This window comes from Devosia sp. ZW T5_3, from assembly GCF_044987315.1.
In the GTDB taxonomy this organism is placed as follows: domain Bacteria; phylum Pseudomonadota; class Alphaproteobacteria; order Rhizobiales; family Devosiaceae; genus Devosia.
On record NZ_JBJDRE010000001.1, the window covers coordinates 370,753 to 385,463 of the forward strand.

At 62.0% G+C, this 14,711-nt stretch carries 13 protein-coding genes; 4 read left to right on the forward strand and 9 right to left on the reverse strand.

The window, feature by feature from the left end; genetic code table 11:
* Positions 1 to 425 precede the first annotated feature (425 nt).
* From ACI3KW_RS01805 to edd, 9 genes are all read right to left on the reverse strand, one after another.
* Positions 426 to 1,028: a histidine phosphatase family protein gene (locus tag ACI3KW_RS01805; RefSeq protein WP_404846669.1), complete on the reverse strand. Its 603-nt coding sequence runs from the start codon at positions 1,026 to 1,028 to the stop codon at positions 426 to 428.
* A complete protein-coding gene (locus ACI3KW_RS01810) occupies positions 1,025 to 2,059 on the reverse strand; it encodes an ABC transporter ATP-binding protein (RefSeq protein WP_404846670.1) in 1,035 nt (344 codons plus the stop codon). Before ACI3KW_RS01810 ends, ACI3KW_RS01805 begins: the two co-directional genes overlap by 4 nt.
* Positions 2,060 to 2,068: 9 nt before the next feature.
* The gene (locus ACI3KW_RS01815; protein ID WP_404846671.1) at positions 2,069 to 3,814 is read right to left on the reverse strand and encodes an ABC transporter permease; all 1,746 of its coding nucleotides are present in this window, start codon (positions 3,812 to 3,814) and stop codon (positions 2,069 to 2,071) included.
* A gap of 53 nt (positions 3,815 to 3,867) precedes the next feature.
* The gene (locus ACI3KW_RS01820) at positions 3,868 to 4,995 is read right to left on the reverse strand and encodes an ABC transporter substrate-binding protein (protein WP_404846672.1); all 1,128 of its coding nucleotides are present in this window, start codon (positions 4,993 to 4,995) and stop codon (positions 3,868 to 3,870) included.
* A gap of 126 nt (positions 4,996 to 5,121) precedes the next feature.
* Positions 5,122 to 5,958 carry a MurR/RpiR family transcriptional regulator gene (locus ACI3KW_RS01825; RefSeq protein WP_113121574.1) on the reverse strand — a complete coding sequence of 279 codons (837 nt, stop codon included), beginning with the start codon at positions 5,956 to 5,958 and terminating at the stop codon, positions 5,122 to 5,124.
* A gap of 421 nt (positions 5,959 to 6,379) precedes the next feature.
* Entirely contained in the window at positions 6,380 to 7,318 is a 939-nt protein-coding gene (locus ACI3KW_RS01830; protein WP_404846673.1) for a class 1 fructose-1,6-bisphosphatase, read from the reverse strand.
* Positions 7,315 to 8,304 carry a Gfo/Idh/MocA family protein gene (locus ACI3KW_RS01835; protein ID WP_404846674.1) on the reverse strand — a complete coding sequence of 330 codons (990 nt, stop codon included), beginning with the start codon at positions 8,302 to 8,304 and terminating at the stop codon, positions 7,315 to 7,317. Before ACI3KW_RS01835 ends, ACI3KW_RS01830 begins: the two co-directional genes overlap by 4 nt.
* Positions 8,301 to 9,353, reverse strand: coding sequence for an aldose epimerase family protein (locus ACI3KW_RS01840; RefSeq protein ID WP_404846675.1), 1,053 nt, complete (start codon positions 9,351 to 9,353; stop codon positions 8,301 to 8,303). Before ACI3KW_RS01840 ends, ACI3KW_RS01835 begins: the two co-directional genes overlap by 4 nt.
* Positions 9,343 to 11,157 (reverse strand): phosphogluconate dehydratase, encoded by a 1,815-nt coding sequence (gene edd / locus ACI3KW_RS01845; protein WP_404846676.1) that lies wholly within the window; start codon positions 11,155 to 11,157, stop codon positions 9,343 to 9,345. The genes ACI3KW_RS01840 and edd overlap by 11 nt, the downstream gene beginning before the upstream one ends.
* 231 nt (positions 11,158 to 11,388) lie before the next feature.
* Between edd and ACI3KW_RS01850 the strand changes: the two genes are divergently transcribed.
* The 4 genes from ACI3KW_RS01850 to ACI3KW_RS01865 are packed head-to-tail and all read left to right on the forward strand — an operon-like array spanning position 11,389 to position 14,694.
* A complete protein-coding gene (locus ACI3KW_RS01850; RefSeq protein WP_404846677.1) occupies positions 11,389 to 12,297 on the forward strand; it encodes a PfkB family carbohydrate kinase in 909 nt (302 codons plus the stop codon).
* Positions 12,294 to 13,346 (forward strand): tagatose 1,6-diphosphate aldolase, encoded by a 1,053-nt coding sequence (locus tag ACI3KW_RS01855; RefSeq protein WP_404846678.1) that lies wholly within the window; start codon positions 12,294 to 12,296, stop codon positions 13,344 to 13,346. Before ACI3KW_RS01850 ends, ACI3KW_RS01855 begins: the two co-directional genes overlap by 4 nt.
* Positions 13,347 to 13,374: 28 nt before the next feature.
* Positions 13,375 to 14,046 carry an amino acid ABC transporter permease gene (locus ACI3KW_RS01860; protein WP_404846679.1) on the forward strand — a complete coding sequence of 224 codons (672 nt, stop codon included), beginning with the start codon at positions 13,375 to 13,377 and terminating at the stop codon, positions 14,044 to 14,046.
* A gap of 3 nt (positions 14,047 to 14,049) precedes the next feature.
* Positions 14,050 to 14,694, forward strand: a complete 645-nt coding sequence (locus ACI3KW_RS01865) for an amino acid ABC transporter permease (RefSeq protein WP_404846680.1) — start codon at positions 14,050 to 14,052, stop codon at positions 14,692 to 14,694.
* Positions 14,695 to 14,711 lie beyond the last annotated feature (17 nt).

A 14,711-nucleotide genomic window follows, 5' to 3' on the forward strand; every position in this document is an offset into this window, starting at 1 on the left:
ATCGCAAACGAGGTCAAAAATTGACATTGCGAGTTTTAAAGGGGGAATCGTAGCTTTCAGCCAATAGATGACGCTCTGCGGCTCAACCAGAGGCCCCGAAAACCTGGGCTTCGAAACGCCCTCCGGTCGGCCGCAACAGGTGTCTGCAAAATCTAAACCACCGGGAGCGGGGGCGGTGAATGGTAGCTCTTCCGCCCGACCAAGAGTCGGCCGTCGAGTGACCACCTCAGAACTGCCCGTCCGCAATCAGCCCTGGTCATTGACGTTAGCAGACCCCGCCCACGCATAGCGACCGAGGCGCTCACTGAGCCGGTCAATATCTTGGCCAAGTAGCAAATCTGCTGCCAGCCATTGAGGCGACGCACACTCAGCGGTCTGTCCTTAGGGACGGAAGTCACACACCAGAGCGCGCATTTGCCGGCCCTTTAGTCAGGCGCGTCGAGAACCAGGCCACCGGGGGTAAAGTTGAAAACTTCGAGGCGCATCTCGTCCTCATTCGGTTTGCTGGCAAGGATGGTCAGACTAGCCGGCCCAACAGGGACGATCCGTCTGGGTGGCAGGTCCAGGAACGTCTGCAGCAAAGCGCGGATAACACCGCCGTGGCACACGACGAGCAATCGGTTCGCAGTCTCGAAAGCGGCCTTGGTCGCCGTAGCAGTGCGCGTTGCGAAGCTTTCCCAGTCTTCTCCTCCTTCTGGCGCAAAAGTGCCGGCGCGCCAGGCACGATAGGCGTCTGGTTCATCGGCAATGATCGTTTCGATCTCACGACCCGTCCATGCGCCCACATCGACTTCACGCAGGCCTGGTTCTTTGACAGCCTCGGGAAAGCCCAGCAAGTCAGCGGTCCTGCGCGCGCGACGCAGGTCGGAGGTAATAACCCGGTCGGGGGCCAGTTTTGCGATGGTCGGCGCGAGCGATACGGCCTGTGCCTCGCCCGTTTCGGACAGCCCGATATCGGCCTGTCCTTGCAATCGGCGAGCGGCATTCCATTCGGACTCGCCATGGCGCACCAGCAGCAAGCGTTTCACGACAGTCGCTCCCCATTTTGCGCGAATAGCGCGGCAGGGATCTTCGGCACGGTGAAATGAACCTTGTCCCCGACCTGCCGACGTGGCGCGGCGTCGACCACGGCAGTGAGCCGAAGCGCTCCCTGCGTGCCAGTCAGCATAGTGCGTCCGGCCACGGGACTGGCCTCGGCAAAGTCGAAGGCCATGCTAGCCGCCGAGGGCTGGGCGCTGGCGATGAGGTCTTCGGGGCGATACATCGCCAGCGCATCCGCCGGCAGGTCCGCGGCGCGTTCGCGTGGCAGTGACGATACCGGTATCAGATTGGCCGGCGGTGTGCCGACAAAGGTAGCGACAAAGGCAGTGGCAGGGTTGCGCACCAGATCCTCCGGTGAGCCGAACTGTTCGACTTTCCCGCCGTTGAGTACCGCGACATGGGTCGCCATGGTCATGGCCTCAACCTGGTCATGGGTGACGTAGACGGAGGTTGCTCCGGTGGCGCGGTGCACGCGCAACAATTCCGTGCGCATCTCAACGCGCAGCTTGGCGTCGAGATTGGACAAAGGTTCGTCAAACAGCAGGATGGCTGGTCGTGGGGCGATCATCCGAGCGATGGCGACACGCTGCTGCTGGCCGCCCGAGATTTCGTTGGGATAACGGGCAGCCAGCGCCTCAATGCCCAGCATGCCGAGCACGTCGGCAACCCGAGCTTTGCGCTCTGGCTTGCTGATGCCGGCGATCTTGAGCGGCCAATCGACATTGCCGGCCACCGTCATATGCGGCCAGAGCGCGTAGGATTGAAACACCAGGCCCGCATTGCGTCTGGTTGGGTCGATCATCCAGCCGCGGTCACCATCGGACACAGTGTCCTCGCCGAATTGGACCCGTCCGCCACTGGGTAGCTCAAGCCCAGCCAGCATACGCAGCATGGTGGATTTGCCGCAGCCGGAGGGCCCGACTAGCACGAGGAACGAACCTTGCGGCACAGAAAGGGAAATGTGGTCGACGGCCTGAAAGGCGCCGAAGGATTTGGTGAGATTGTCGATACGGATCATGTTGGTATCTTACGATTTGAGCCAGGGCTGCGACTTGGCCTGCAACTGATTGGCCAGCAGGGTCGCCGCAATCGAGATCACGAGGATCACGACGGTTATGGCATTGGCGAATTGGGTGAACCCTTCCGAGGCGTAGCGATAGGCCAGCACGGAAAGGAGCGGTGTGGTTGGCGTAAACAGCAGGACCACCAGCGATAGGTCGCGCATGATTTTAACGAAGACAATCAATCCACCCGCCGCCAGACCGCGGCTGGCCAACGGGACAGTGATCGCCGATAGGCGCCGAAGGAAACCGGCGCCGGTCATGCGGGCGCTTTCATCGAGATCGCCGGAGACTTGCTGGATCACGGCACGACCGGTCTGCACCGAGAAGGGCAAAAGGTAGGCCGTGCCGGCAAGAAGTAGGAGCGGGAACGTGCCGTAGAGGGCGGGGAAGGGGCCCATCGGAGCACCGAATAGCGCGATATATGCCGCACCGAAGGCGATGCCAGGTACGAGCAGCGGCAGGAAGCTGATTTGGTTGATGATCCCGGCCAGCGGGCCCTTGCCATCGCGTGCCAGCACGAAAGCGACGATGAGGCCAATGATAGTGGTCGTGATCGCCACGGCTATGCCCAGCCCGATCGTTAATCCCGTTGCGGAGATGATGAACGGATTAGACCAGATGCCGGCCTGACCCTGTGCGATCGAGGGATTGGAGAGACCGGTCCAATAGTGCAGTGTCCAGTTCGAAAACAGGGCGGACGAGGCCGGCGCGAGCGACGAGGCGAAGAGGATCGCGACCGGCACGACAGTGGTCACGAGACAGATCAGTCCGGCGATTGCCAGCAGTGGCAGGCGCGCGGCGCGCAGCTCGAACCGCTTGGCCCGGCCGCCCTTGCCCGTGATGGTGGCATAGGACCGACGTCCGGAAATGACCTTATTGCCCAGCCACAGGAACAAGGCGGAGACCACGATCAGCAGGATGGCGATCACATAGCCACGCGCGGTCTGGCCAACTTCGATAAGACCGTAAAGGCGCGTCGCCATGGTCTGCATGCGCACTGGCAGGCCAAGCAAAGCCGGGGCGGCGAAATTGGACACCGCGCCGGCGAAGGTCAGGGAGGCGCCGGCTACAACCGCCGGCAGGGCGACGGGCAGCACAATACCGAGCAGGATACGGCCGCGCTTAGCCCCGGCCATTTGTGCGGCTTCGACCAGGTCGGAGTTGATTGTGGCGAGCGCCGCAGCAATGACCGTGAAAGCCAACGAATAATAGTGGGCGATCAGCACGATCAGCGTTGGCACCATGCCCCAGGCCAGCCAGTCCGGAATGGTGAGACCCAGGCCCTCCAGAAACCCAGCCTGGCCACCGACGCGGGAATTACGGAACAGGGAGCCCCAGGCCAGCGAGGTGGCGAAACTGGGGATCATGAAAGGCAAAGTGGACATCAGCCCGATGGTGCGCCGGAACGGCACGTCGGTCATCACCACAAGCCAGGCAAGAAAGCCGCCAATCAGCACACAACCACAGGCGACGCCGACGCCCAGAATGAGCGTATTGCTGAGCGGCAGCCAGAGCAGGTTGCGCGATAGCCGTCCGCTGGTGACATCGCTCCACGCCACAATAGCGTCAGGGCCGAGTGTGTCAGCCAGGATGCGCAATAGCGGCGCCGCGACCAGCACACCTAGAATGGCAAGAACGAAGAGTTTGAGCGCCAGGCGCCCATTGATCTGGAAAGGCCGCGCCATTGAGCGGACCGGAGCGATGGACATGATGGAATGACCCCGTGGGCTCCCGGCCAGGCCGGGAGCCGTTGCGATGGGACTTACTGCAGCGACAGAACCAGATCGCCAACGTCCTGGCGAATCTGAGCTGTTGCCGCCGGATTGATTGACCAAGCGGCGAAGTCTGCCAGCGGCACGGCATCGGGATGGCTGACAATGTCGCTGCGGGTGGCGTAGTCGCCGGCCACGTAGAACGGCTTGAAACCATCGCCGCCGGTTTCACTCGCGTCGCCCATCAAAAAGTCGATGGCAAGTCGGGCGGCGGCCGGGTGGGTCGCGGTCGCGGATAGGGCAAGCACCGCCGGGAAGATGATGCCATTGGCTGGCACAACTTCATTAGCCACCTGCAGGGCCCAGCCCTCGTCTTCATTGTCACGGCGGTCCGAATAAGAGGCGAAACCCACCGGGGGATTGTCCTGACCTTTTAGGCCAATGGCCGCATTTACGTCGTCGGTCGAGGAGACGAGGATAAGGTCGTTCTCGAACAGATCAACGATGAATTGCTGGCCGGCATTCTCGACGCCATCATCGAGCACGATGGGCTGGCCGAACTCTGCTTCATAGGCGTTCGCCATCTCGCCGGCGCGCAACACAATTTCGGTCATCAGGTCGAGGTAGTCGCCGCGCTGAAGGGGATCCACCATGATGACGCGGCCGGTCCAGTCCGGCGTGGTGAGTTGCCAGAGGTTGTCGACCGGGGGACCATCCGGATTGGCGTCCTCGTTATACATCAGCACCTTGGTCGACAGCCGCTGGGCCAGCAGCGGGTTCTTCTCGCTGTCGTCAAGCAGGGAGACAACGCGCGGTGGGACATATTGGGTCACAAGACCCGGTCCAAGAAGCTCCGTGAACACAACGGGCGCATCGGAAATGTAAACCACGTCGACACTGGCGATGCCGGCACTGGCTTCGGCCTTGATCCGGGTGATCTGTTCGGTCGAGGACATGTCATGGCTGATCATGTCGATGCCGGGATAGGCGGCTTCGAAAGCGGTTTCCACGGCAGCGATGCGGCTCGTGAAAGCGTAAACTGTCACCGTGCCCTCGGCCTGGGCGAGCGGCAGTAGCTCTTCGGGCGTCATCGCGTCAAGCGCGGCCAGGGGCTGAGCGGAAGCGGGAAGGGCGAGCGCCATAAAGGTGGTCGAGAGCAGTAGCGTCTTGTGGTCCATCTATTTCCTCCTCAGGAACGGACGCGTTAGGCGTCCTGTTGGATGCACATGTTGTTGCATTATGTTTGCAACATGCATGTGAACTTGCAAAAATAGGACGTGCGAAATTTCCTCGATCGCACGTCGCTAGTCGAAGGCGTCAATAAGTTGCCCTAGAGCTTCGAGGTGCTGTAGCGAGGACTTAGGGTCTTCCTTAGCCATGCTCAGCACGAGCGCGTTGCAAATGGCCATGGGCACGGTGAGCGTCTGGAACGCCTCCTGCGATCCGGTCCGGGGGGCGAACAATAGGTGATCTGCGGCCGGCACCAGGGATGGGCCAACGCTGCCGGAAATGACAATCGAGGCAGCGCCCATGGCCCGAGCATGGTTCACCAAGGCGGAATAGTGTGTAGGTTGCCGCCGAAAGGCGAATCCAACGATGGCATCGGCCGATGACATGCCCAGTACTTGCTCGGCAAGGTCGCGACCCTCGCCATGCAGCATCACGGTGTCACAGCCCATCCGACGGAGACGACGATCGATCAGCACGGCCAGTGCTTCGGCATTACCGCGCGCAAATATGTAGATGCGCCGCGCTTTGATCAGGGCTCGTGCCGCGGCCATCACCTGTGCATCATCAATATAGCGCTGCAGCCCGGCAAGCGCCTCCATCTCGCGACCGACCAGATCGCTGACCAGTCCGGCGTCGCTCGCCTGCTGCAAGGTGTTGCGGATGCGCGTCGCCGGATCGGTGCGGACGATGAACTCTTCCTGGATCGCGGCGCGGAATCCGGCATAGTTGGGATAGCCCAGTTTCTTGGCTAGCCGCGATGCCGTCGCCTCGTGGACACCGATACGTTGTGCAAGCTCACTTGCAGTACCCAGGGCAATATCGCGCGGGCTGGAAATGACCTGTTTGATCAACAATTGTTCAGCTGGCGTCAGCGCCTCTGCAACTTCCTTGACACGCTCTAATACCGACATTGCTCCTCCATGAAAGGAGGCTAGAGTAATGCAAGTTTACACGCAAGAGAAATTTTATATGCAAGTATTCTTGCGCCCGCCTTTTGAAGTGTGATCCCTCACGCCCTGCGCGCTATTTGTGTGCGCGTCGTAAATAGCTGGCACGTCCCCGTCCGGATGGGACCCTACGACTTCCACGATTCGTATGGTCAAGCGTTAGTTCGAAGGGCAAAGCGACCCTTAATTTGGGTCCTCGCACCGTCCGAATGACATTGGCCATCCGCCCGCCCGAAGGCTGCCTGCGGCCGGTAGTCGAACGCGCAAACCCCATGAAGCGACTGCCTACTTCGTTCCTACACCGGAACCGGGCCGGTAACTGTCGTCCCATTTCGGCAATCACCCAAAGCAGCGCCAAATGACCTCTGAAGCGGAGTTTTGTCTTCTAGGTGCTATGATCGGACAGTGTGGTCACTGCCTCTTGGTCACCTGCTATGAAGCCAACGCGCTGGTGCAGGCTGGTGGGGGTTGTTTGCAATGTGTCGGCGGCGCTGCCTTGGGCATTTTCGATGATAAAGCCGATCGGATTGCACTCGTAAAGCAGTCGCAGCTTGCCTTGAGGGCGGTCGGATTGGGTGGGGTAGAGGAAGACACCGCCCTGATGAAGGATGCGGTGGATGTCGGCCACCATCGAGCCGACCCAGCGCATGTTGTAGTCGCCGCTGTCGAGCCATTGTTGGATGGTCGCCGCGAGATCGGGTGGCCACCGGGATTGGTTGGAGACATTGGCGCTGATGACCCTGGCACCGGCGGGGATCGACAGACGGTCGTGGGTCAGGAGGAACTCGCCGCTTGCGGGATCGGCGGTGAATTGCACGACTTGTCCCGGCAGGGCCAAGAGGAGGCAGATCTGTGGGCCATAGACTACGTAGCCGGCAGCAACCTGGCGGTGGCCAGATTGGAGAAAGGCAGTATCGTCGATAGTAGTCGCTGGCGCGGGCAGGATGGAGAAGATGGTTCCGACGGTGACGTTGACGTCTATATTGCTTGATCCGTCGAGCGGGTCGAACGCCACGAGGTAGGCCGCGTCGGGGCGCGCGAATACGATGGCGTTATCTTCTTCTTCGGAGGCGATGGCGGCGATGGCAGGATTTGCGGCGAGATGGCGCTTGCAGATATCGTTGGCGAGGACGTCCAGCCGCTTTTGGGTTTCCCCCTGCACATTGACATTGTCCAGACTACCGAGTGCCCCGGTCAGCGCGCCCCCGCGGACGAGACCGGCGATTTCGGTGCTGGCGTGCGCCAGATCAAGCAGGACCGACGCGAGAGCAGTTTCGGTATGGAGGGCCAGCCAGTGGGCTAGGGTGATGGAATGGGTGGTCACGGCAAATTCTCTATTTGTGTGCGGGAGCCGGTTGTGGCGGACTGGATGGCCGCAAGGGCTGTCGCCAGAGCAATGGCGCCGTCGCGTCCGGATGCAGCAATCGGGGCGCCGTTGCGGGCGGCCTGTTGAAAATTGTCGATGAGGGCGGCGTAAGGATCATGGTGCGCGATCGACAGGATGTGGGGGCCGCTCTGATCGTGCAGTGTCAGGCTGCCCGCGGGCCGGCCTGAAAGGCAGTCCTCGGCAATCAGGCGGCCGGCATCGCCGATCACTTCGAGCCGTGTCTGGCCAAAAGGCGCGTCGAAATCATCGTGGAATTGGGCTGACAGAGTGGGGCCGAAGTCGAGAATGCCCATAATGGCATGCGGCGGCTCGCCATTGGGGCCGGAAAAGGCTGCGGAGACCGATCGCGGGTCGCTTGCGAGCAGGAACCGTAGCAGGTCGATATCGTGGACCGTTTTGTCGAGCACTATGCCTGCGCCGGGGCCGCTAAGACGCCAGCCGCGCAAGTGCCCAGGCAGCCAGCCGGCATTGCTGATGATCACCGCGCGAGGCGTGCCAATCTGGCCCGATACTATGCAGTCGCGGATTTTGCGATGCACCGCATTGTGCCGCAGATGGTGGTTCACCGCCAGAATGCGGCCCGCCGCGCCGGCGGCTGCGATCATGCGACGGGCGTCGGCGAGATCGATGGCAATCGGCTTTTCGCAGAGGACATGGCAGCCGGTGTCTAGTGCTTGCAGGGTTTGGGCGCAATGCTGGGCATTGGTGCTCGAGATATAGACCGCATCGGCATTGGCCACTGCCTCAGCCAGATGCTGGGTGGCCAGCGGCAGGGCGAAATCGGCCGCGAAGGCCTCGGCCCGTTCCAGATTGCCCGACTGCACCGCGACAATGTTGCCGCCTGCCGCCCTGATCGCCGCGACTATGCGCTCGCGGGCAATGGTGGAGGCGCCGATCAGCGCCCAGCGCAAGCCCGTGGTCATGGGGTGATCGTGGAGAACGAAATCTCCATGCGGTGATCATAAATTTGTCCGGGGCGCAGCACCGAGGAGGGGAAGCAGGCCTCGTTTGGCGCGTTGGGAAAGTTCTGCGTTTCAAGCGCGAAGCCGGCATAGCGCTGGTAGAGGGCGCCGTTCTTGCCTTGCGTCGGTGCGTCGGCGAAGTGGTTGGCGGTATAGAGCTGCACGCCGGGCTGGTTGGAGCGCAATTGCATGGCGCGCCCGCTGACGGGTTCAAATGCCTCGGCGGACAGATGCATGTTGCCGTCGAAATTGCTGTGACAGAGATTGTGATCATAGCCACCGCTGGGCCAAGCGGCGGCGATGTCGCGTCCTATTGGTTTGGCGGTGGTGAAGTCGAAGGGGGTGTCGGTGACACTGGCAATTTCGCCCGTTGGTATTTTGTCTGGCGTCACGGGCGTATAGGTGTCCGCGACGATGCGGAGCATCTGCTGCTCGACGCTGCCGCTCCCATGGCCTGCAAGGTTCCAATAGCCGTGATAGACGAGGTTGCAGATGGTTGGACGATCACTGGTCGCCTGCATGTGGATTTCGAGGGTTCCGTCAGGCCTCAGCCCGTAGCGGACGCTGGCATCCAGAGCGCCGGGATAGCCCTGATCGCCATCGGGACTGTGCAGGCGGAATTGCACGCTATTGCTTGTCTCATCGGGATGGGCAGTCCAGAACCTTTTGCCAAAGCCGGGTAGGCCGCCATGCAGGTGGTGCTCGCCATTATTGCGGGGGAGCCGAAAATGCTGCCCATCCAGCGAGAAGCGGCCCTGGGCGAGGCGGTTGGAGTGGCGACCGCAGATGGCGCCGGCATTGCCGGGCTTGGTGACGTAATCGGCGGGATCGTCATAGCCGAGCACGATGTCGTCGACCTGCCCATGGCGGTCCGGTCGGGTCAGGCGGGTGAGGATGGCACCGAAGGTCATCACCTCGATGCTGGTTTGCCCGGCCGAGAGGCGATAGGCCTCGACGGGCTGGCCATCGATGCTGCCCAAGGTGATTTGCTGGATTGTGTTAGCTGACAATGCTGGCTCCTGTTTCGGCGCCGCTGGCCATGGAGCGGAGCTTGGAGAAAAGTTCACGGCCGCTGCCACGCTGGCGGCGGATGGGGGATGGCGCTGGCTCGCGCGCGGCAAGTTCCGCGGGATCAACGAGTACGTCGAGCCGGCCGCTGGTCGCGTCCAGAACGAGCATGTCGCCATTGCGCAGCTTGCCGATGGCGCCACCATCCTGCGCTTCGGGGGTGACGTGAATGGCGGCTGGCACTTTGCCCGATGCGCCTGACATGCGGCCATCGGTTACCAGGGCAACTTTGAGGCCCCGGTCCTGCAGCACGCCAAGCGCAGGGGTGAGCTTGTGCAGTTCGGGCATGCCGCAGGCCTTGGGGCCCTGATAGGGCAGCACGGCGATGAAATCGCTGGTTAGCTCGCCGGCCTTGAAGGCGTCGAGCAGGGCGGATTGGGTTGCAAAAATGCGGGCAGGGGCCTTGATACGCTGGTGCTCTTCGGCAACCGCCGAGACTTTGATGACGGCCCGCCCGAGCCCACCTTCGAGCAGCTTTAGCCCGCCTTTTGGGAGGAAGGGCTTGCTGGCGTTACGCAGCACGGTTTCATCGGCGCTGGATGTGCCGGCGTCGCGCCACACCAGTTCGCCGCCATCAAGGAAAGGCTCGCGCGTATAGGCGGACAGGCCCTGGCCCAACATGGTCGTGACGTCATCATGCAGCAGGCCGGAATCGCGCAGGGTGCGGATGAGAAAGCCCATGCCGCCCGCGGCGTGGAAGTGATTGATATCGGCCGCGCCATTGGGATAGGCGCGAACGAGGAGCGGGATGATTTCGGAAAGATCCGAGAAGTCATCCCAGGTGAGGATGATGCCGGCGGCGCGCGCCATGGCGATCAAATGCATGGTGTGGTTGGTCGAGCCGCCCGTTGCCAGCAACCCGATAATGCCGTTGACGAAGGCGGGAGCGTCAAGGATGCGGGCAATAGGGGTATGATCCGGCCCCAGCTGGGCTAGTGCTACGGCGCGCAGTGCCGCAGCTTCGGTCAGGGCGTTGCGCAGCGGCGTATTGGGATTGACGAAGCTGGAGCCGGGCAGGTGCAGTCCCATAATTTCCATCAGCATCTGATTGGAATTGGCTGTGCCGTAGAAGGTGCAGGTGCCCGCCGAATGATAGGATTTTGCCTCGGCTTCGAGCAGTTCGGCGCGGTCAGCTCTGCCTTCGGCATAGAGCTGGCGCACGCGCACCTTTTCCTTGTTGGGCAGGCCGGATGGCATGGGCCCAGCGGGTACGAAGACCGCGGGCAGATGGCCGAAGGTAAGTGCGCCAATGACTAGGCCCGGTACGATCTTGTCGCAGACGCCCAGATAGAGCGCGGCATCGAAGGCATCGTGGCTGAGGGCGATGGCGGTGGACATGGCAATCACGTCGCGGGAGAACAGCGATAGCTCCATGCCGTCCTGCCCCTGGGTAATGCCGTCGCACATGGCCGGAACGCCGCCGGCCACTTGCGCTACGGCGCCGGCCTGCCGCACGGCCTTTTTGATCAGCGCGGGATAGGCCTCAAAGGGTTGGTGGGCCGAGACTATGTCATTATAGGAGGTGATGATGCCGATATTGCTGGCGCGGGCGCCGAGCAAGTCGCGTTTTTCGCCGGGCATGCAGGCGGCAGCGACGTGGGCAATGTTGCCGCAACTGAGCAGATTGCGCCGTGGCCCGGCCTCCAGACTCTCTGCGACCTGATCCAGATAGTCGTCGCGCGTGTCGGCGGATCGCTCCTCGATCCGTCTGGTTACCATGGCGATTTTTGTATGCAGCGCGGTCATCCACAGGCTCCCAGCCCGGAAAACCGGGCCATTTAGCGTCTCGTGAACTTGCTTGTAAATTTTATTGACTACATGTCAAGCCGTGACTATGGTCCGAACAAATAGCGAGCGGGCCAGCAAAGTCCCGCTGGGGATTGCACCAAAAACTACAGTGCGAACTTGCTCCGAAGGCTGGGGCGGGGGCGTACAAGGTTGCCCGATTATTGGCCGCGAGGCCGTGGAGACGTGACTATGTCGACCCGCCGTATCGTGACATTGGGAAACGCCTTTCTCGATACGATCGTGTATCTGCCCGTTCTGCCGACCGCCCCAACCAAGATCCGCGCCACCGATGTGCGCCGAACCGGCGGTGGGATTGCCGCGACGGCCGCCTATACCACCGCCGTGCTGGGTGCCCAGACGGCTTATTGGGGCCGCCTTGGCCAGGACGATACAGGTGACCAGATATTGACGCGTCTTAATGCCGTTGGCGTGCAAACCTCTGCGGTTCGGCGTGTGCAGGGTGGCGTCAGCCCCATCGGCACCATTCTGGTGTCGCCGGGTGGCGATCGCATGGCCTTTGGCTTTATCGGCCGAGACCTGGGTGATGCTGCCGACTGGCTGCCGCTGGACGAGCTTGATGGCGTGCATGGTGTGCTCGCCGATTATAGCTGGTGGGAAGGCGCTTCGGCGGTGTTCGAGGCGGCGCGTGAGCGGGGCATTGTGAGTGTGCTTGACGCCGATATCGGCGATATGGATGCAGTGCGCCGCTTGCTAGATTTGCCCGACCATGTGGTTTTTTCATCGGCCTGTCTCGCCCGGCTGGCCGATACCAGCGATATCGAGGTTGGGCTGCGCCATGCCAGTGACCTGTGCCGGGGCGTGGTCGCCGTGACCGATGGCGAACACGGCTTTTTCTGGCTCGATGGCGACGTTGTGCGCAATGTCCCGGCCTTTCCGGTCACCGCCATTGATACCAATGGCGCAGGCGATATTTTTCACGGCGCCTATACGTTGGGGCTAGCCGAAGGCCTCGATGTGGAAGGGGCCGCACGCTTTGCCGGGGCCACGGCTGCCCTCAAATGCCAACGCGGTAGCGGCTGGGAAAGCATTCCCGATCGTGCCGCCGTCAACGCCCTGCTCAATGGAAGCGCTTCATGAACATCACCCCTGGAAAACTTTGGGGCATACGTCGGCTGGCCGACGATCAGGGCCGCTTCAAGATGCTGGCGATGGACCAGACCGGTCCGATTGTAAACCCGATCAAGGCGGTGCGTGGGCTCGACCATGCGCCCTATGCCGATGTGTCGGCGGTCAAGCGTCTGCTGGGCAAGCATCTCGCGCCCAAGGCATCGGCCGTGCTCATCGATCCGCCGCTGGGCTATGCTGCCGCCGTCGATGGCCTGTCGCCGCGCAAGGGGCTGCTGGTTGCCACCGAATGGGCGACCTGGGAAGTGACCGAGACCGGCCGTAAATCGCGCAATATCCCCGGCTGGGATCCATCGGTCATCCGCCGCATCGGCGGCGATGCCGTCAAGGTGAACCTGTGGTACCGCTCCGATGTCAGCGCTGACGTGAAGGACCACCAGCTGGCCTATCTCGACAGCGTCAAGCAGGCCTGCCGCGAGAACGATATTCCGTTCGTGTTGGAATTCCTGGTCTATCCATTCCCTTCAGAAACGGCCGAGGCCTTCGCTGCCCGCCGCGTCGAACTGGTGTTGCAGGCTCTGGGTGATGTGGATGCGATGAACCCCGATGGGGTGGATGTCTATAAGCTCGAGCCGCCCACCGAGGTCATCAACGTCCCCGACCCGCATGGGCCGCAGGCAACTGCCGTGCAAGCCCGGTTTGACCAGGTGTCCGCCGGTGTCAGTCGCCCCTGGGTTCTGCTCAGTGCCGGGGCCACGCCGCAGGATTTTATCCGCTTGCTGACCTATGCCTTCCGGGCCGGCGCCAACGGCTATCTGGCGGGTCGGGCCATCTGGGCCGCCGCCTTCTCTCGCTTCCCCGACCTTGCCGCCATGGAAACAGAGCTGGCCGGACAGGCGCCCGCACTGGTGGACGAACTGAATGCCTTGACCGATGCCCATGCCACGCCGTGGATGGACCATCGCGCCTGGCAGGACGGCATTGAGATGGCGCCATCGGGCGAACATTTCGCGCCCGCCTATGGCCACTTCGCCCAGACCGGGTCAGTGGTGCCGCAATGAACCATTGGCTCGCAACGGGGCGGTTGGCATGAACCCCCTTGATTTCAGTGGCGTGCTGTCGCGCAGCGACCTTCTGCTTAAAGGCGTGTGGCTCACCGCCCAGATATCGCTGGCTGCCATGGCTTTTGCGCTGGTCATCGGCGTGCTGGCCGCGGTGATGACACTGGCCGGTAGCAAGCTGCTGCGCTGGCCCGTCATGGCCTATGTGGAAGTCATCCGCAACACGCCCTTTATCGTGCAGGTCTTCCTGATCTATTTCGGCCTGCCGGCTTTGGGCCTGCGTCTAGACCCAATCACGGCCGCTATTTTGGCGATGTCGATCTATGGCGGCGCTTATACCAGCGAGATTATTCGCGCCGGCATCCAGTCCATCAACAAGGGTCAGATCGAAGCGGGCAGGGCGCTCGGCATGTCGCCGCTGACCATCTTTCGCTACGTCGTGCTCAAGCCCGCTTTGTCCTCGGTGTTTCCGTCGCTGGTCGCCCAATTCATCCTGCTGCTGCTGTCCTCGAGCGTGGTCTCTGCCATCTCGGTGCCCGAACTCACCGGCACGGGCAATGACATCCAGGGGCTGACCCTGCGCAACATGGAAATCTACCTCGTGATCGCGGTGATCTATGTCGCTCTGGTTGCCGTGCTCAAGGGCGGGATGACCGTGTTGGAGCGCGTCTTGTTCCCTTTCAAGTTCCTGAGGCGCTGAGCGATGTTTCAACAGTTCAGCGTCAACCACGTCCTGTTCATGCTTACGGGCCTCGGCTGGACCATCGGGCTAGCCGCCATTGCCCTGGTGGGTGGGTCGATCGCGGGATCGGTGCTCACGCTGATGCGTGTGTCGAGCAATCCGTTCCTGAGCCGCCTGGCCCAGTTCTATATCTTCATCGTGCAGGGCACGCCGCTTCTGGTGACGCTGTTCATCGCCTATTTCGGGGCCACCTATCTAGGCTTCACGGTTGCGCCGCTGACGGCGATCGCGGTAGCGTTTTCCTTCTATGCCGCGGCATTCCTGGGTGATATCTGGCGCGGCGCCATCCAGTCGGTTCCGGCCGGGCAACGCGAAGGCGCCCATGCCCTGGGCCTGAGCCGTGCTCACGCCATGCGCTACATCATCGTGCCCCAGGCGATCCGCATCGCCACACCCCCCACGGTCGGGTTTTTCGTCCAGCTCATCAAGAACACCTCGCTGGCGTCGGTCGTCGGCATTGTCGAGCTGACCCGCACCTCGCAGATCGTCAGCAACGCCACGTTCAAGCCGCTCGAGGTCTATCTGACCGCCGCGCTGTTTTACTTCCTCGTTTGCTTTCCCATCACGCTCATCAGCCGCAGTCTCGAAAGACGGCTGAGCGTCTGAACCATCATCACCGGAGG

Bases quoted from the DNA above. Each gene is read 5' to 3' on its own strand.
- ACI3KW_RS01810 (WP_404846670.1), bottom strand. From the start codon at position 2,059: ATGATCCGTATCGACAATCTCACCAAATCCTTCGGCGCCTTTCAGGCC.
- ACI3KW_RS01815 (WP_404846671.1), bottom strand. From the start codon at position 3,814: ATGTCCATCGCTCCGGTCCGCTCAATGGCGCGGCCTTTCCAGATCAAT.
- ACI3KW_RS01820 (WP_404846672.1), bottom strand. From the start codon at position 4,995: ATGGACCACAAGACGCTACTGCTCTCGACCACCTTTATGGCGCTCGCC.
- ACI3KW_RS01825 (WP_113121574.1), bottom strand. From the start codon at position 5,958: ATGTCGGTATTAGAGCGTGTCAAGGAAGTTGCAGAGGCGCTGACGCCA.
- ACI3KW_RS01835 (WP_404846674.1), bottom strand. From the start codon at position 8,304: ATGACCACGGGCTTGCGCTGGGCGCTGATCGGCGCCTCCACCATTGCC.
- edd (WP_404846676.1), bottom strand. From the start codon at position 11,157: ATGACCGCGCTGCATACAAAAATCGCCATGGTAACCAGACGGATCGAG.
- ACI3KW_RS01850 (WP_404846677.1), top strand. From the start codon at position 11,389: ATGTCGACCCGCCGTATCGTGACATTGGGAAACGCCTTTCTCGATACG.
- ACI3KW_RS01855 (WP_404846678.1), top strand. From the start codon at position 12,294: ATGAACATCACCCCTGGAAAACTTTGGGGCATACGTCGGCTGGCCGAC.
- ACI3KW_RS01860 (WP_404846679.1), top strand. From the start codon at position 13,375: ATGAACCCCCTTGATTTCAGTGGCGTGCTGTCGCGCAGCGACCTTCTG.
- ACI3KW_RS01865 (WP_404846680.1), top strand. From the start codon at position 14,050: ATGTTTCAACAGTTCAGCGTCAACCACGTCCTGTTCATGCTTACGGGC.